This window comes from Micromonospora sp. NPDC049204 (assembly GCF_040647935.1).
Taxonomy (GTDB): domain Bacteria; phylum Actinomycetota; class Actinomycetes; order Mycobacteriales; family Micromonosporaceae; genus Micromonospora.
The window spans coordinates 64,529-80,699 of the sequence record NZ_JBEZDC010000014.1; the positions used below are offsets into that span (position 1 = coordinate 64,529).

The 16,171-nt window shown below is 70.4% G+C and carries 17 protein-coding genes; 6 read left to right on the top strand and 11 right to left on the bottom strand.

The genetic code is table 11. From position 1 onward, the window contains the following. The first annotated feature begins 99 nt into the window (after positions 1 to 99). The 3 genes from AB0A90_RS24610 to AB0A90_RS24620 all read left to right on the top strand — a co-directional run bounded on the left by AB0A90_RS24610 (position 100) and on the right by AB0A90_RS24620 (position 4,570). Positions 100 to 861 (top strand): ABC transporter ATP-binding protein, encoded by a 762-nt coding sequence (locus AB0A90_RS24610; RefSeq protein WP_357252229.1) that lies wholly within the window; start codon positions 100 to 102, stop codon positions 859 to 861. After that, positions 858 to 3,329 carry an FtsX-like permease family protein gene (locus tag AB0A90_RS24615; RefSeq protein WP_357252231.1) on the top strand — a complete coding sequence of 824 codons (2,472 nt, stop codon included), beginning with the start codon at positions 858 to 860 and terminating at the stop codon, positions 3,327 to 3,329. The genes AB0A90_RS24610 and AB0A90_RS24615 overlap by 4 nt, the downstream gene beginning before the upstream one ends. A 275-nt stretch (positions 3,330 to 3,604) precedes the next feature. After that, on the top strand, positions 3,605 to 4,570 hold the full coding sequence (locus AB0A90_RS24620) for an AEC family transporter (RefSeq protein ID WP_357252234.1): 966 nt from the start codon (positions 3,605 to 3,607) through the stop codon (positions 4,568 to 4,570). 64 nt (positions 4,571 to 4,634) lie between these two features. Here the strand turns inward: AB0A90_RS24620 and AB0A90_RS24625 are convergent, their stop codons facing one another. Further along, positions 4,635 to 5,234 (bottom strand): GrpB family protein, encoded by a 600-nt coding sequence (locus AB0A90_RS24625; RefSeq protein WP_357252237.1) that lies wholly within the window; start codon positions 5,232 to 5,234, stop codon positions 4,635 to 4,637. A gap of 54 nt (positions 5,235 to 5,288) precedes the next feature. After that, complete coding sequence (locus AB0A90_RS24630; RefSeq protein ID WP_357252240.1) at positions 5,289 to 5,897, bottom strand: TetR family transcriptional regulator C-terminal domain-containing protein; 609 nt, start codon at positions 5,895 to 5,897, stop codon at positions 5,289 to 5,291. Between the two features lie 70 nt (positions 5,898 to 5,967). Between AB0A90_RS24630 and AB0A90_RS24635 the strand changes: the two genes are divergently transcribed. Then, positions 5,968 to 6,954 carry a hypothetical protein gene (locus tag AB0A90_RS24635; RefSeq protein ID WP_357252242.1) on the top strand — a complete coding sequence of 329 codons (987 nt, stop codon included), beginning with the start codon at positions 5,968 to 5,970 and terminating at the stop codon, positions 6,952 to 6,954. A 65-nt stretch (positions 6,955 to 7,019) separates the two neighbouring features. Here AB0A90_RS24635 and AB0A90_RS24640 read toward each other — a convergent pair whose 3' ends face one another. Both AB0A90_RS24640 and AB0A90_RS24645 read right to left on the bottom strand, forming a co-directional pair. Further along, positions 7,020 to 7,544, bottom strand: coding sequence for a hypothetical protein (locus AB0A90_RS24640; RefSeq protein WP_357252245.1), 525 nt, complete (start codon positions 7,542 to 7,544; stop codon positions 7,020 to 7,022). Positions 7,545 to 7,650: 106 nt separating this feature from the next. Continuing rightward, positions 7,651 to 8,250 (bottom strand): TetR/AcrR family transcriptional regulator, encoded by a 600-nt coding sequence (locus AB0A90_RS24645; protein ID WP_357252248.1) that lies wholly within the window; start codon positions 8,248 to 8,250, stop codon positions 7,651 to 7,653. A 93-nt stretch (positions 8,251 to 8,343) separates the two neighbouring features. Here AB0A90_RS24645 and AB0A90_RS24650 point away from each other — a divergent pair, with 93 nt between their 5' ends. Next, positions 8,344 to 9,789: a DHA2 family efflux MFS transporter permease subunit gene (locus AB0A90_RS24650; RefSeq protein ID WP_357252251.1), complete on the top strand. Its 1,446-nt coding sequence runs from the start codon at positions 8,344 to 8,346 to the stop codon at positions 9,787 to 9,789. A gap of 94 nt (positions 9,790 to 9,883) precedes the next feature. Here AB0A90_RS24650 and AB0A90_RS24655 read toward each other — a convergent pair whose 3' ends face one another. The 6 genes from AB0A90_RS24655 to AB0A90_RS24680 all read right to left on the bottom strand — a co-directional run bounded on the left by AB0A90_RS24655 (position 9,884) and on the right by AB0A90_RS24680 (position 15,250). Then, positions 9,884 to 11,131, bottom strand: a complete 1,248-nt coding sequence (locus AB0A90_RS24655) for a hypothetical protein (protein WP_357252254.1) — start codon at positions 11,129 to 11,131, stop codon at positions 9,884 to 9,886. Between the two features lie 237 nt (positions 11,132 to 11,368). After that, entirely contained in the window at positions 11,369 to 11,662 is a 294-nt protein-coding gene (locus tag AB0A90_RS24660) for an MMPL family transporter (RefSeq protein WP_357252257.1), read from the bottom strand. Then, positions 11,617 to 12,120 (bottom strand): MMPL family transporter, encoded by a 504-nt coding sequence (locus AB0A90_RS24665; protein WP_357252260.1) that lies wholly within the window; start codon positions 12,118 to 12,120, stop codon positions 11,617 to 11,619. The genes AB0A90_RS24660 and AB0A90_RS24665 overlap by 46 nt, the downstream gene beginning before the upstream one ends. A 130-nt stretch (positions 12,121 to 12,250) precedes the next feature. Then, positions 12,251 to 12,772, bottom strand: a complete 522-nt coding sequence (locus AB0A90_RS24670; protein WP_357252263.1) for a hypothetical protein — start codon at positions 12,770 to 12,772, stop codon at positions 12,251 to 12,253. Next, positions 12,759 to 13,196, bottom strand: coding sequence for a MarR family winged helix-turn-helix transcriptional regulator (locus AB0A90_RS24675; protein ID WP_357252266.1), 438 nt, complete (start codon positions 13,194 to 13,196; stop codon positions 12,759 to 12,761). Before AB0A90_RS24675 ends, AB0A90_RS24670 begins: the two co-directional genes overlap by 14 nt. Before the next feature lie 41 nt (positions 13,197 to 13,237). After that, positions 13,238 to 15,250 carry a heavy metal translocating P-type ATPase gene (locus tag AB0A90_RS24680; RefSeq protein ID WP_357252269.1) on the bottom strand — a complete coding sequence of 671 codons (2,013 nt, stop codon included), beginning with the start codon at positions 15,248 to 15,250 and terminating at the stop codon, positions 13,238 to 13,240. 36 nt (positions 15,251 to 15,286) lie between these two features. Here AB0A90_RS24680 and AB0A90_RS24685 point away from each other — a divergent pair, with 36 nt between their 5' ends. Beyond that, positions 15,287 to 15,523: a hypothetical protein gene (locus AB0A90_RS24685; RefSeq protein WP_357252272.1), complete on the top strand. Its 237-nt coding sequence runs from the start codon at positions 15,287 to 15,289 to the stop codon at positions 15,521 to 15,523. A 129-nt stretch (positions 15,524 to 15,652) separates the two neighbouring features. Here the strand turns inward: AB0A90_RS24685 and AB0A90_RS24690 are convergent, their stop codons facing one another. Continuing rightward, positions 15,653 to 15,940: a hypothetical protein gene (locus tag AB0A90_RS24690; protein WP_357252275.1), complete on the bottom strand. Its 288-nt coding sequence runs from the start codon at positions 15,938 to 15,940 to the stop codon at positions 15,653 to 15,655. Positions 15,941 to 16,171 lie beyond the last annotated feature (231 nt).

Genomic DNA, 16,171 nt, shown 5'->3' on the forward strand with positions numbered 1-16,171 from the left:
CCGGACCTGGCAGCCCGCGGGATGGTTGCCGTTCTCCCACGTCAATAGCGTTTCTGGTGCGCGCAGTTCTTGCCGATGACACGGAGAGAGGCCACCAGAATGCCGGATTATCCGGGACAGACAATCGAACCGGCGGTACGCGTCGAGCACCTCACACGCGTGTACGGCGCCGGCCGCAACCAGGTGACCGCGCTTGCGGGCATCGATGTCGGCTTCGACCGGGGCACCTTCACCGCGGTGATGGGACCCTCGGGCTCTGGCAAGAGCACGCTGCTGCAGACCGCCGCCGGGCTCGACCGGCCCAGCTCCGGTCGGGTGGTCATCGGCGGCACCGACCTGTCCGGGCTGTCCGAGACCCGCCTGACCGAGCTGCGTCGTACCCGGATCGGGTTTGTCTTCCAGGCGTTCAACCTGATCGGTGCGCTCACCGTCGAGGAGAACATCGTGCTGCCCCTGCGCCTGGCCGGCGTCCGACCGGACCGGGCCTGGCTGACCCGGGTGGTCGAGCGGGTCGGCCTCACCGACCGACTGCACGACCGGCCGGCCGCGCTCTCCGGTGGCCAGCAGCAGCGGGTGGCGATCGCCCGGGCGCTGGCCACCCGCCCCGAGGTGATCTTCTCGGACGAGCCCACCGGCGCCCTCGACTCGCGGACCGCGGCGGAGGTGTTGACGCTGCTTCGCGCGGTCGTGGACGAACACGGGCTGACCGTGGTGATGGTGACCCACGATCCGATCGCCGCGTCGTACGCGGACCGGGTGCTCGTGTTGGCCGACGGTGCGATCGTCGCCGACCTCCCGCAGCTCGGAGCCGCCGGTATCGCCGAGCACCTGGCCTCGCTGGATCGGCGGGTCCTGCGATGACCGGGCTCGCCGCCCGCCTGCTGCGGCACCGTGCCGGCCCCGCCGCCGCGACCCTGCTGGCCCTGATCGCCGGCGTGCTGATCCTGGTGGCGATGGGCACGCTCGTCGAGTCCGGGCTGCGGTTCCGCGCGGAGCCACGCCTGTGGGCCACGGCCGACGTGGTCGTCGCCAACCGCACGGTCAGCCACACGTTCAAAGAGTTCGGCGGCGACACCACCACGAGCACCGTCACGCTGCCCGAGGGCGGCACGGTGGACGCGGCCCTGGTGGACCGGATCCGCCAGGTGCCGGGCGTCGCGGCCGTCACCGGCGACGAACGGGTGCTGATCGGCTCACCCGCGGCCGTGGGACACGGCTGGGACACGTACGCCTTCACCGGTCGTCCCATCGCCGCGGGTGCCGCGCCACGGGCCGACGACGAGGTGCTCGTCGACACCCGTCTCGGCGCGGCGCCCGGCGACCGCATCGACCTGGTCGTCGCCGGGGCCAGTCGGTCGTACCGGGTGAGCGGAACCGCCGAGACCGGTTCGGCGGCGGTGTTCTTCACCGACGCGCAGGCCGCCCGGATGTCCGCCCACCCGGGCCGGGTGGATGCGATCGGCGTGCGGATGGCGCCCGCCGCCGACCTCGGCGCGGTACGCGAGATCGCGTCGGCGGCGGGCGCCACGACCTACGCCGGAAAAGACCGTGCGAACGTCGAGCAGTCGGAGAACCAGACCGCCCAGACGTTGCTGATCGAGGCCGGTTCGGCTTTCGGGGGGTACGTCGTCCTGCTGATCGTCTTCGTGGTGGCCGGCACCATCGGTCTGTCCGTCCGGCACCGTCGGCGTGACCTGGCGTTACTACGCGCGGTCGCGGCCACGCCAGGGCAGGTGCGCCGCATGCTGATCGCCGAGGCCGCGCTGCTCGCCCTGATCGGCTCGGCGGTCGGCGGCCCGGCCGGCCTACTGGCGGCCCGCTGGGTGCACGGCGAGTTGGTCGGGCGAGGGTTCGTGCCGGAAAGCTTCCCGATGGTCGGCGGCCTGTTCGCGGTGCCGGCCGCGGTCGGTACGGCGGTCCTCGTGGCGGTGCTCGCCGCGTTGGTCGCCGCCCGCCGGGTCACCGGGATCAAGCCGATCGAGGCGCTCGGCGAGATCGCTGTCGAGCCCCGGCGCAGCGGCCGGGTGCGGCTGATCGCCGGCGTGCTGACGCTGGCGGCGGCCGGCACCTCCGGGGCGTTCACGCTCGGTGCCGTCGGATCGACCGGGGCACTGGCCGGCGCGGTCGGCATGCTGTACCTGTTCCTCATCGCGGTGGCGCTGCTCGCACCGAGGATCAACGCGTACGCGGCACGCCTGCTCACCCCACTGTTGCCGCGGATGTGGCGGGTCAGCGGCTATCTGGCCGCGGCCAATCTGCGGGCCAACGCGCAGGGCATGGCGACCGTCCTGACCGCCCTCGTGCTGTCCGTGGGGTTCGGCGGCTCGGTCTGGTTCCTGCAGACCAACCTCGAACGGCAGACCACCACGCAGAGCAGCGCGGGAACGCTCGCCGAGCGGGTGCTTGTCGCTCCGGGTGGGCTGCCGACGGACACGGCCCGGGAGATCCGCGAGTTGGCCGGGGTGCAGGCGGCCACCGGTGTACGCCGTACGCAGGTGCTGGTGCGGGCGCTCGGCGGAATCGAGCCGGTCAGCGCGCAGTCGGTCGACCCGGCGGACATCACGTCGACGATGGACCTCGCCGTGCGCGAGGGCACCCTCGCCGACCTGCGCGCCGGCACGGTCGCCCTGTCGGCGATGCAGGCGTCCTCGTCCGGCTGGGATGTCGGCGATCAGGCGGAACTCTGGCTGGGCGACGGGACCCCGGTCACGTTGGACGTCATCGCGATCTACGGCCGTGGCCTCGGTTTCGGCGACGTCACGCTGGCCGCCGAGACGGTCGCCGGGCACACGGCCGGGAATACCGACGACGAGGTCCTGGTCCGCGCCGGCCCGGAGGCCGACACCGCACTGGCCACGTGGTCGGCTGGGCGACCCGGCACCGAGGTTCTCGACGCCGCCACCCGTACGCACCTGCTCAGCAGTGATCTGGCGCTTGGCGCCTGGCTGAATCGGTTGCTGATCGCTGTGATGGTGGGGTACTCGGCGCTGGCGGCCGCCACCACGATGGTGCTGGCCGCACTGGCCCGTCGCCGCGAGTTGGCGTTGCTCCAACTGGTCGGGGTCACCCGCCGGCAGATTCGGGGGATGGTGCGGGCCGAACAGGCCGGGCTGCTCGGCACCGCGGTGCTGATCGGCGCGACGATCGCGGCGCTGACCCTGAGCGCGATCGTGAACGGACTGACCGGCAGCCCGATCCCGTACGTCCCGCCGCTCGGTTGGGTGGCGGTGCTCGGCGGCGCGACACTGCTGGCCTTGACGACCACTGTGTGGCCCGTCCGACGGCTGCTCGGGGCTCCTCCGATCGACAACATCGGTGTGCGGGAGTAGGCGTCGCGGCTCGAATATCGGCAACCGTGCCGCCTCCGCGTACATCGCTGAGGCGGCACGGTCGCCCCCGGCGTCCCAGCCCACCCGGAGCCTCGGCCACGGCTGGTGTTCACCGGGGAGCGGCACGACTACGACGAGGGCGTGGTTGTCGTCATGGCCGACCCCGAGGACCACGAGTTCCGCCTGGTTCAGTACCACCGCTGACAGTGGACGCGTTTTCGCTCGGTCCGGACGGGATGCGAGGCTGAACGCGTGGTCTCCGGATCGGCGTACACGTGGTCAACCCCGCTGCCCGGCTCGCCCGCCCGCCCACCGGTGACGCCCGGATGAGCCTGGTGTCGGCGTTCGTACCGATCTGGATCCTCACCGCGGTCGGCTACGCGGCCTGTCGTTGGGGCCTGCTGGGCGAGGCGGCGGCGTCGGTGCTCGGCCGGTTCGTGTTCCATCTTGCGATGCCGTCCGCCCTGTTCCTGGCCCTGTCCCGAATGCCGCTGTCCGGGTTCGCCGGCCGCCCGCTGCTCGCCTTCGGGGTGAGCACGGCCGCGGTCGTCGGGTTCGGGTGGGTCGGCGCGAGCTGGCTGTTCGGTCGCCGGCCCGGCGAACGGCCGATCTGGGGCATGGCCGCCGGGTACGTGAACTCGGCGAACCTCGGCATCCCGATCGCCACGCAGGTGCTCGGCAACGTGTCGTTCCTGGCGGAGGTGGTGCTGCTGCAGGTGCTGGTGGTGGCGCCCGTGGTCCTGGTCGCCCTGGACCGGCACAGCGACCCGGCCGGGCGGATACGGGTCGGACGTATCGCCTCCCTGCCGGTCCGCAACCCGGTGATCCTGGCGTCGCTGCTCGGTGTCGCGTGCTCGGCGACCGGCCTGCATCTGCCCTCGACGGTCGGCGCGTCACTCACCCTGCTGTCGGGTGCCGCGGTCCCGGCCGCCCTGGTCGCGCTCGGCGCGTCGATGGACCGCACGGCGCCGTCGCGGGCCGAGCCGGGCGAGCTGGCCGTGATCACCGCGCTGAAGCTCGTCGCACAGCCGGTCATCGCGTACGCGGCCGGGCTGGCCCTGCACCTGTCGGCGCCGCAGTTGCTCGCCGTGGTGGTGTGCGCGGGCCTGCCGACCGCGCAGAACACGTTCATCTTCAGCCAGGAGTACGGCGTCGGCGAGGCGGTGGCCAACCGGGCGGTGGTGGTGACCACGACGCTGTCGCTGGCCACCCTGGCCGCGGCCGCCGCGCTACTCGGGTAGGTCCGTCAGCTACTCGCCGGCAATCCTGGTGAGTCACGCCGACCATGGCGCTGGCGGCCAGTCCTCAACGGTCGACGCCGCCCGGGGACCAACCGGTGGCGGCAGCCCATTCCTCCGCGACGGTCACGACGAGGTCGACCACCGGATCTTTGACGTCCGTGTAGACGTCCAGGTCCCCGACGGCGGCGGCCAGAGCGCCCTTGAACCGTGCGTACGCTGGCACTGCTGCCGGGTGCGCCCGGAACCAGTCCCGGAACAGCAGGGCGAGCCGCTCATTCGGTGAGCCTACGAGCCGACAGTGCAGGTTGACATCCCGCTCACCGGCGCTTTGCTTGTTCCAGTACCGCTTGGCCCACCTGTGTGGCGGATCGTCCCGACCGGCCGGTACGTGGTCTCGCTCGTATGGCCGTCGGCAGAATCCGAGGGCGGCCAGTGGTTCATCGAACGCGGCTACGGCGGCGTCGAGGTCAGCGACGCTGACCTGCAGGTCGATCACCGGCTTGGCCGCCATGCCGGGGATCGAGGTGCTGCCGATGTGATCCACCCGCCGCGCCACCGGTGCCAACACGGTCCGCAACTCGTGGACGAGCGCGGCTCCCTGTTGCGGCCAAGCTGGGTCGGGCGCGGCGATGAACATGGAGGCGTAAGAATCTGGGACGACCACGGGTGGCACGGTAGCGCAGCGGTCGGGGTCGAGCCGCTGCCCCCGTACGGCCGATCAGCGTTCAGCCGCGGCGGCTGGCGCGATCTGGTCGAGGTGTGCGCCGACGGTGGCACTGGCGGTTGCGTTCGAGGTCCGGCCGGGGCGCAGGAGGGCGTGCAGGATCACTCCGTCGACGAGGGCGTAGAGGCGTTCTGCCTCGACCTTCTGATCGAGCCCGGGGCGGAGTGCACCGGCGTCGGCCAGTCGCCGGATCATGGTGGTGAAGGCGTCGGTGAGGCGACTGTCGATCTCCTTGCGCAGGCCGGCCATTGTCGGTTCCACGACGGCGCGTGCCGTGAACGCGAGCCACACCTCGCACTCGCCACGCCGCGTCCGGTCCAGCGGCAGCATCTCGTCGATCATCGACCGGACCACCGCACGCTGGTCGCCCGTGGTGTCCACGGCTCGGATCCGCTCCTCGATCCGTTCTCCCACCAGCCGTAGGGCGAATCCGAGGAGTTCGGACTGGGTGGCGAAGTAGTGGCGCAACGAGCCCATGGACAGCCCGGCCTCGCGTGCCACATTTCGCACCGATGCCTGCTCCAGCCCGTCCCGCATCACGATTCGCCAGACCGCTTCGGCGAGCTCGGTCCGTCGGGTCTGCGCATCCACCAGCTTCGGCACCACTTTTTATAACACACTCGTGTTACCGTCTTGCTGTTAACACAACTGTGCTAGATAAGCGGGGGCTTCTGTGTCACGTCAAGAACGAGCCTGGCTCACGGCAGCGGTGGTCGGCTGGATCACACTCAACGGCGCGGTACTGCTCCTCGCGCCCGGCGACGCCCCCTTCGACTGGCCGGCTCAGCACGACCCGCCATCCGGGCCCGGCCAGGTGATCGCCGCTCAGGCCACCCTCGTCGAGTTGGTACTGCTCGCCGCCATCGCTTACGCGCTCACCCGTGGCCGAACCGCACCCGTGATCGCCGAGCGCGCACCGATGCTCCCGACCGCTCGCCGCGAAACAGGACTCGTCCTGACGTACGCCGTCCTCGCCCAACTCGGTGGCCTGCTCATCGGCCGAGGGCTCGGCTGGCACCCGATCGGCTTCCACCTGCCCGGTACGCTCGTCGGTGCCACCGATCCGGTCGGTCCCGCCGAGGCGATCGGGTGGGCCACGTACAACGTTGTGGTCTACGCGCTGGTGCCACTCCTGTGGTTCCGGCGGCGGTACACCGCCCACCAGATGTGTCTGCGCTCGGCGGATCGGCGTGGCGATGCCATCCTCATCCTCGCCGTGCTGGTCGTCGAATCGCTCGCGCAATGGGTGGTGCTCGGCCACGCGTTCGCCGGCCTGGCGCCGGGTCAGCTCGCCGTCGGAGTGCCACTGACCTTCCTGCTGTACTTCGCTGGCACGGTGCTGCCCACGGTCATCTTCGTGCAGGGCATCCTCGTCCCCCGCTACGCCCGTCTGACCGGCTCCACCACCGCGACCCTCGTTCTCGGCGGCCTGACGTACGCGGCCCTGCACGTGTTCGAGGGCTGGGGCAGGTTCGGGTCACCGCGCGAGGCCACGCTGACGATCCTGTTCGTACTCCTCATCTACACGCTGCCCGGCGCGTTCAAGACCTGGCTCACGGTACGGACCGGCAACGCCTGGGTGCACGCGTGGGCGTACCACGCCTTCGCGCCACACACGATGCACGACACCGGGCTGATAGTTCGGATCTTCCGCCTCTGACACGTACGGCTCTGCCACCGACCCGCTGCTGATGCCGGCCGACTGCATCTCGGCGCTTGTCACTGTTACGCGTTTTCGTGCTGGGGCGACGGCTCTGTTGCCGCGGCGTCGTTCAGGCCGAGCTCGGCGGGATAGCTGCCGAAGTGCTTCAGGTTGAACTTGCGGACCGCCGTGGCCCACGGATTGTGCGTGGCCAGGTGAACCAGGTGCTCGAAGTGGGACAGGTACGTCTCGCCGCGCTGGGCACGCTCGGCGAGGATGTAGGGCTCCAGGACACGCCAGGCCTGCCGGGAGCGGTAGCTGACGGTACCCACCAGGAGCCTCGGATCGACCGCCGCAAAAGCGAGCATCTGGCCCAGGCCGTTGTAGTAGAGGGACAGCCGGACCACATGGTGGCGTGCCTCGGCCGGCAGGTCACTGACACTGACACCGGGTGGCGGGTGGCGGAGGGTCAGCTCCTTGAGGACGAAGTCCTCAGCGTGGAGAAACTCGTCGCTGGATCGGTCTCGGGTCAGCAGTTCGATCGCGACGAGGGTCTGGTTGGCGGTCTGCGCCGAGCGCAGCTGGCGTACCGCGAATACGACGGTCACGACAACCGCGACCGCAGAGCCGCACGCCGCGACGACATCCGCCAGATCAGATATCACAGATCCCGAGGTTAGTAGGTCGAGGCGAACGTCAATGGCTGCACCGCCATCACCGGCAGGCTCGCGTCGCCGCCTCCCCGTCGGGTGCGGATTCGCCGTCCGGATCGGGCTTGTAGATGGTGTCGGCGATCTCCGACATCCACGGTTCCGGCGCGACCGCGTCCGGCCCGATGACGCGGATCGACGCCATCACGGTGAGCAGCATCCCGGTGGCCAGGAACTCGCGAGTCTCCTCCGCGGTCGCCCCGGTCAGGTCTCGGACCAGCTGATAGATCCGGCCGAAGCGGACGCGTACGGCGGAGCCGATCGTCGGGTCGGAGCTGGCCGCGTACCCGTGCAGCAGGACGGCGAGCAGGTCATGCTCGGTCAGTAGCTCGTCGTAGGCGGTGGCCAAGGTCGGCAGGTCCTTCTGTCGTTCGGCCGCTCGATGGAACGCCTGCTCGATCCGGCCGGCGGCGTGTTCGACAGTGGCGATGAACAGGCGCTGCTTGGAGCCGAACAACCGGATCACGTACGGCTGCGAGACACCGGCCAGCCGCGCCACGTCATCGGTGCTGGTGCCGGCGTAACCGGCGGTGGCGAACGCCTTGACCGCCGCGGCCACCAGTTGTTCGCCGCGCTCGCTGGCGGTCAGCCGGGTCCTGGTCATCGGTACTCCTTCGAAGGGATGTTGACATGTTATCAGTCGATAGCTACTTTAACAGGAGCCTAGTTATCATTCGATAACAACAAGGAGCCCCTGATGCCCTGTGCAAACACCGTCACCGAGAGCGCCGCCGTGCTTCCTCCCGGCCCACCCGACCGGCCCGACGGCCCACCCCTGGCCGCCGTGCTCGCCGCCGTCGGCGTGCCGATGTTCATGGTCACCTTGGACAATCTCGTCGTGACGACGGCACTGCCGGTGATCAGGACGGAACTCGGCGCCTCCCTGACCGACCTGCAGTGGTTCGTCAACGCGTACACGCTTCCCTTCGCCGCGCTGCTGCTCACCGCCGCCGCGCTCGGCGACCGGATCGGCCGTCGCCGGCTCTTCCTCGCCGGCATCGGCCTGTTCACGCTGGCCTCCGCCGCCTGCGCCCTGGCCACCGAACCGTGGATGCTCACCGCCGCCCGGGCAGTCCAGGGAGCGGCCGGAGCGGCCGTGATGCCGCTGTCGCTCACCCTGCTCGCCGCGGCCGTCCCCGAGCGGCGTCGCAACGCCGCCATCGGAATCTGGGGCGGAATCAGCGGTCTCGGTATCGCTGTCGGCCCGCTGGTGGGCGGAGCGGTGGTCGAAGGGCTCGACTGGACGTGGATCTTCTGGCTCAACGTACCGATCGGACTGCTCGCCATCGGACTGGCCGCGACCACCCTGCGCGAATCACGTCGCCCGTCGTCCCGGCTGGACCCGGCCGGCCTGGCCCTCTCCACCGTCGGCGTGCTGGCCCTGGTCTGGGGCGTGGTGCACGGCGAGGAGCACGGGTGGATGTCGACCGGGGTGGTGGCGGCGCTGGTCGGAGGCGCCGCGCTGATCTGCGGCTTCCTCTGGTGGGAGCGGCGAACCTCGGCCCCGATGCTGCCGCTGCGGCTCTTCCGCTCCCGCACCTTCAGCCTCGTCACCGCAGTGGCGTTCACGTTCTCGGTCGGCGTCTTCGGCTCGGTGTTCCTGCTCGCCCAGTTCTTCCAGGTGGTGCAGAAACTGAGTCCCCTGGAGGCAGGGATACGCACGATGCCGTGGACCATGGCGCCGATGGTGGTTGCCCCGCTGGCCGGGCTCCTGGTGGGCAGGCTCGGCGTCCGCAACCTGATCATCGCCGGCCAGAGCACCCTCGCCATCGCGCTCGGCTGGCTCGCCCTGGTCGTTGCGGCCGACGTCGCCTACGGCGTGCTCGCCGCACCACTGGCGCTGGCCGGCATCGGGATGGGACTGACCTTCGCCCCGATCAGCACCGCGACCATGGCCAGTGTGCCGGAAGACGCCCGGGGCGCCGCCTCCGGCACCAACAACTCCGTCCGCGAACTCGGCGTAGCCGTCGGAGTCGCCGCGCTCGCCTCGGTCTTCGCCGCCAACGGCGGGTACGCCACCGGCACGACCTTCGTGGACGGCCTGACGCCGGCGGTCGCGACGGGCGCGGCCGTGGTCGCCCTCGGTGCCCTACTCGCCCTGGGGCTACCCCGAACCACCACCCCGCCGACAACAGAACACTGAGCGGAGAACGCTGATGGACGACGCTGCGATCAACGTGCATGAGCGCCCCGGTGGGCCGTCCGGCTTCCGACGGCCCACCGGGGGGTACGACGGGTCAGAGGCGGCCGGCCGGTTCCGGGCGCGCGTCTGGCTTGATCAACGCCGGGAGCTTGCGCTCGAATCGGTTGAAGAGATTCATCGACGGCAGGATGGGCTTGATGCCCGTGGCCTGCTGGGCGACCTGGGCGCCCCAGACCGAGGCCCGCAGGCGCTGGTTCGGGGTGCCGTGGTGACCGGGGTCGTCGAAGTAGCAGTCGCCGACCTCGTAGAACGTCTGTTGCGCCTGGTGGATCTGGACGCCGTTGAAGTTGAGCCCGCGCGGGTGGGTGACGAAGTAGGTGCCGAAGCCGTCGGCCATCAGTTCGGTGCGGCGGGTCGCCTCGGCGCCGGTCAGCGGGCTGTCGAACAGGCCCTGTTCGAATTGAACGTGGTGGGCCATCTCGTGGGCGAGGATCGCGCGCGCGCCAGCTGTTCCCAGGCCGAGTGCGCCGATCGCGGTGAGCATGCCCTCGCCGAAGACGACCTTGTCCGGGACGTCCCGCAGCAGCGGGTCGGCCTCACCCTCGGCGGTGAAGGCGTAGGCGTTCAGGGTGAAGATCGGGTTGCGTCCTCTGTCGAGCGCGGGGACGGAGCCGATGATGGCCATGATCTCGGCGGCGGCGGCTGCCGCCTGTTCCTCGTCCAGTCCCCAGATGAAGGCGACCATCCGAGCTACCCGCGCGGGATCCTGCAGCATGTCGTTCTGCATGGCCATGAGCTTGACGTCGAACAGGTTGACGTCCCAGAACTGCTGTGCGTCCTTGAAGGTCCGCTTCAACGTGCTCTTGTGGCTGGCGGGCAGGCCGTAGTCCGCCTCGTTGTTGGGCTGGCCGTAGATGAGCGCGTCGTAGGCCGCGTAATCCAGGACGCCGAAGATGAGCAGGACCAGCAGGGTGTCCAGGTCGACGCCTTCGAGCAGGCCCTGTGTGTACGTGGTGAACTGGGTGTCCTGGCACTGGTAGAGCGACGGGTCGATCGCGCCCTCGACCAACTGCTGCGCGACGGACGGTCGCAGGCCCAGCCTCTCCCGCTTGTCGGCGAGCATGGCTTGCCAGTTGTCCGGTAGCAGCGCGGCGATGGCGGCGATGCGTGCCTGGGTCTCCGGGTCCGCGGCGGCGCGGGCGGTCGCGAAGTCGAACCGCGGCGGGGCGACGATGCCCCCGCCTGCGCTGGCGCTCGCGGGGGGCGCCGCGTGGACGGGCCCCGGGGTCAGTCCCAGGCCGAGGACGGTTGCCGCCAGCAGTGCGGGTATCCGTCGCCTCATGCACACTCCTCGTTGTCCGGCGAGCCTCAGGTGTTGAGGCCACGATCAACTATCGGTAGCGGCATTGAAACACATGGGTGTGCGGTTGCACACCCTCCGAGATCAGATCGCCCGGCGGGGGCTGCCGAAGGCGACCGGGGCGGCCGAGGCGGCGACCTCGCCCACGGCGTGAGCGACGGTATCGGGGAAACGCGGTGGACGGGACGTTTCGCCCCGCCCACCGCGTGAGGCGATTGCTCAGTGCGCTGAGGTGGCCGCTGACTCCGAAGGGCTGGCCCCGGCCGGCGTTGCCGACGGGTCGGAGCGGGCGGCGTCGCCGTGCCCGGGCCACCATGCGGCGTGGCCGCGGAGCGCGGTGATGCCGGGGACGAGGAGCAGGGACATGATGAACGCGGACAGCACGATTCCCACCGAGACCGCGAAGCCCATCTCGGTCAGGAACGACACCCCGGCGAACAGCATCGAGGTGAACGTGCCGGCGAGGATCAGACCGGCCGCGGCCACCGACGGTCCAGCGTGGTGGATCGCCAACGAGGCGGCGGTGCGGGGATCGTTGCCGGCTCGAACAGATAGAGGATGATCGGCAGGGAGAAGGACACTCCGGCCCGGTCGCCGATGCCCTGGAAGGCAAGGACGGTCGCCCCGAGCGTCGCCACGAAGCCGAGGCCGACTGCGATCATGAGGTAGACCGGGGCGACGATGCTGCGCAGGAGTAGCCCCAGGATCACGGCGATCAGCACCCTGCCACCGGGAAGATCACCAACAGGTCGCGGTTGTTCGCGTCGCGGATGTCGGCGAAGACGGAGCTGACACCGCCGACCAGCGCGGTTGTTCCGGCGGGGGGCCTGGTCGTGGGCCACCTGCCGGAGGTCGTCACCGGCCAGGTCGAGGGCCGAAGTCGAGTACGGGCTGGTGTTCAGCAGCAGGTTGATCTGAGCGATCGCGCCGTCGGAGCTGACGGTGGCAGGGCTGCCGTCGGGACCGGGCATCGTCGACGCAGACGTCCGGAGCACTTACATCGCCAACGTCCACGTCACGAGGCGCATCGACGTGGATGCTTCGAGCGCGTGGTCAGCGCGGCGTCTCGCTGACCGGCAACCTCATCCAAGTAGACGGTGTTCAGCGGGTGGCGTGCTCACCGTGGTCGCCGACCTGCGCGTCGAACCAGTGGTGCAGAGCGTTGCGGAGCTCGGTGTCACTGGTGGTGTAAGTGACGCGTCCCCCGCCGGCGGTGGTCTCGTAGTCGATGGTGATGCGTCCGCCGTGCGCACGGAGCGCTTGCAGGCCGGGCATCTGGTCGCCGTGGATCGCGGCCGGGTCGGTGAAGTCGCCGCGGCGGAAGCGGGAGGTCTCCTCGTGCAGGTGCTGCTGGATGAGGGCGACCTGACTGGCGTCCTGCGGGTCGTCGGCGGTCACGGTCTGGACGCCGCCGCTACCGCTCTTGGTGAATTGGTGCGTGGTGCGTTCCAGGTCGAACGGCATGACTGATGCGCCCCGCTCGGCCACCTCGGCCTGCCGGCTGGACGTCACCGGTGTCGGCGTCGAGTCGTCGGCGCATCCGCTGCTCAGGGTGATGGCCGTGGCGGTGGCAGCGACCATGAGCAGCGTCCGGGTTCGAGAGTGGCGGTCAGGACGGTTCATCGGCGGCCTCCGCGAGGGTCTGCAGCGCGCGCACCACGGCGGCGTGTTGGTCGTCGGGTACGCGAGCGAGCAGAGCGGTGAGCCGGTGCCGGCGGGCGTCGGCCTGCCGAGCAGCAGCGGTGATTCCGGCCTCGGTGAGCAGCAGCACGACGCCGCGGCCGTCACTGTCGGCCGTCTCGCGGCGCACCCAACCCCGGTTGACCAGGTTGGTGACCAGGCGGCTGACTGTGCTTTTCTCCAGCCGCAGCCGGCGGGCCAGTTCCGTCTGACGGATGCCTGTCTCGCGGGCGATCTCCACCATGGCGTGCGCCTCGGAGACCGGCAGTGGCTGTCCGCATGGCGTTCGGTCGGGCTGATGGAGGCCGAAGTTGCGGATGAACCGCAACAGGGCGTCCTGCGCCGCATCTACCTCCTCACTCTGCATGGTTCGACGGTACAACCAAGTCGTTCGATGACACAACCACTTCAGCGATTGGATGGGGAGCGCCCTCCGCGGTCCTGACCCGAATCGTCCGGGTGGCGTAGCTGCACGCGGCGCAGCAGTTGGGCGTTGAGCGCGACCACGATGGTGGAGGCGGACATCAGCACCGCGGCGACCGCGGGACTCAGGCTCACACCGGCCCAGGCCAGAGCACCGGCGGCCAAGGGCAGGGCAACGACGTTGTAGCCGGCGGCCCAGGCCAGATTCTGGATCATCTTGCGGTACGAGGCGCGCGAGAGCCGGATGACTCCGGTGACCCCGCGCGGGTCGGAGGAGGCGAGCACGACACCTGCGGATTCGATCGCGACGTCGGTGCCGGCGCCGATGGCGATGCCGACGTCGGCGCGGGCGAGCGCAGGAGCGTCGTTCACGCCGTCACCGACCATCGCCACCCGCAGCCCCCGGCGTTGCAGCTCACCGACCGCCTCGTCCTTGTCGGCGGGCAGCACCTCGGCGAACACCTCGCCCTCACCGGGCCGGAACCCCAGGTCGGCAGCGACCGCCTCGGCCACCGGCCGCGCGTCCCCGGTAATCATGACGATCTTGCGGATGCCCTGTTGGCGGAGGTCGGCGATGGCTTGGCGCGCCTCGGGGCGGATCTGGTCTTCCAGGGCGAGGGCGCCGATGACGGTTGCCCGCTCGCCGTCCAGGCGCAGCAGGTGCAGTACCGCCGCTCCTCGTCGGGACCACTCGGCCCGGTGCTCATCGAGGTCGCCGGGTGCCGTGGCGTCGAGTTCGCGCAGCAGGGCGGGTCCCCCGACGGCGTAACCGACGCCGTCGACGTCGGCGCGTACCCCGCGACCGGTCAGCGACCGGAAATTGGTCGCGGTGCGTCGGGCGCCCTGTTGGGCGGCGGCGGTGACGATGGCCCGCGCGAGGGGGTGTTCACTGTCGGCCTCCACCGCCGCCGCGACGGCCAGCACGTCCGTCTCGCTGACGCCGCCAGTGGCGGCGACACCGGCGACGACGTGCGCGCCGCGGGTCAGGGTGCCGGTCTTGTCGAACAACACCGTGTCGATGGTGCGCATCCGCTCCAGGGCGAGGCGGTCCTTGACCAGGATGCCGCCCTTCGCCGCCACGGCGGTCGACAGGGCGACCACCAGCGGGATGGCCAGCCCCAGCGCGTGCGGGCAGGCGATCACCAACACCGTGACGGTACGCACGACGGCCTCGTCGAGGTTCCCGACCAGTGTCCAGATCAGCAGCGTCGCGGCGGCGGTGGCAGTGGCGATGTAGAACAGCCAGGCCGCGAACCGGTCAGCGAGGACCTGCGCCCGGCCGCTGGACTGCTGGGCCTGCGCGACGAGGCGCTGGATGCCGGCCAGGGCGGTGTCCTCGCCGACGGCCTCGACGCGCACCCGGACGGCCGCGTCGGTGGCGACCGTGCCCGCCACCACCCGGTCGCCGCGTTCGCGGCCAACCGGCCGGGACTCACCGGTGATCATCGACTCGTCCAACTCCGCGCGACCGTCAGTGATGCGCCCGTCGGCCGGCACCCGCCCACCGGGACGCACCAGGACAACGTCGCCGACACGCAGGTCGCTGACCCGCACCCGTTCGGGCTGCCCGTCACCGCCGAGGCGTTCGGCGTCGTCGGGCAGCAGCGCGGCCAGGGCCGACAGGGCGCCCTGGGCCTGACCGATGGCCTTCATCTCCTGCCAGTGCCCGAGCAGCATGATCGTGACCAGCGCCGCCAGCTCCCACCAGAAGTCCAGATCGAACACGCCCAGCGCGGTCGCCCCCGAGGCCACGTACGCGACGGTGATGGCCATCGCGATCAGCAGCATCATCCCCGGCGCCCGGTCACGGACCTCCCGCACCGCGCCCTGCAGGAACGGCCACCCGCCGTAGACGAACACCACGGTGCCCAGCCCCGGTCCCACCCAGTCGACGCCCGGCGAGTCCAGCCGGTAGCCGAACCAGTCCATCACCATGTGACTGGTGACCACGATCGGCACCGTCAGGACCAGGCTCAGCCAGAACTTGCGGCGGAACATCTCCGGGTCGTGGCCGGCGTGCTTGTCATGCCCGCCATGGCCGGCAGTACCGGCATGGTCGCCGTGGGCGCCGGGCTGAACAAGCTGCCCGCCCAGACCCTCTCGGCCGATTTGGTCATCACCCTGACCCCCGTGTCGTTCCACGGCCTCACCCGGGGTCCGCATCTGGTGGTGCTCATCGTGCGACATCCCGCATCGCCTCCTCACCCTCAAAATACCCCCGGGGGGTATGTCCGTCCAGGTGTGTCGATGTTCCGCACGTCACCCACCTGAACCCAACATTTGTCGGCGACGCGGGACGGGAGACCGCAGTTGGTCACTTCGCCACCAAAGGAGCACCGGCCGGCATCGCGTCGACACGGAAGCTGCCGCGACGGCGCGGCACGCCTCCGGTTCTCGCCCTCAGGGGCCGAGCCCGGCTACGGTGAGGAGCACCGATGACGCAGAGTCAACAGGGCCGCCCTGAGATCGTCGTCGGACTGGTGGCGACGCCGCCGGGCCCAAGAGCAGCGCGTAGTACAGCGCCCCAACGAGCAGCACCGCCGCCGCCGGGCGGCGGCAGGCATGCCGCAGCGGCTCCAGCAACCACCGGTATCGGCCACGGGCCACCCGACGGACCAGCACGCCAGAGGTCAGGTCCACGACCACCGCCGCCACCAACGCGGCTACCACGATCAACGCGGTACGCATCAGAGGCCGTTCACCGTAACCCCGATGCCAGATTCCCCCGGCTCACTGCCCAGTCCACGTGCCCAGCGTGCCACCCCGTCCAGTGGCAGGCGGCCAACATCGGCGAACAACCCCCGACCACAGCTGCGTCAGCCGCCCGACGGCCGCTCTCCGGTTGTCACCTTGACCGCAAAGCTCACTCCTGGGCCGCTGGAAGTCGACCGTGGACATCCGGCCGTAGAACGCGAGCCC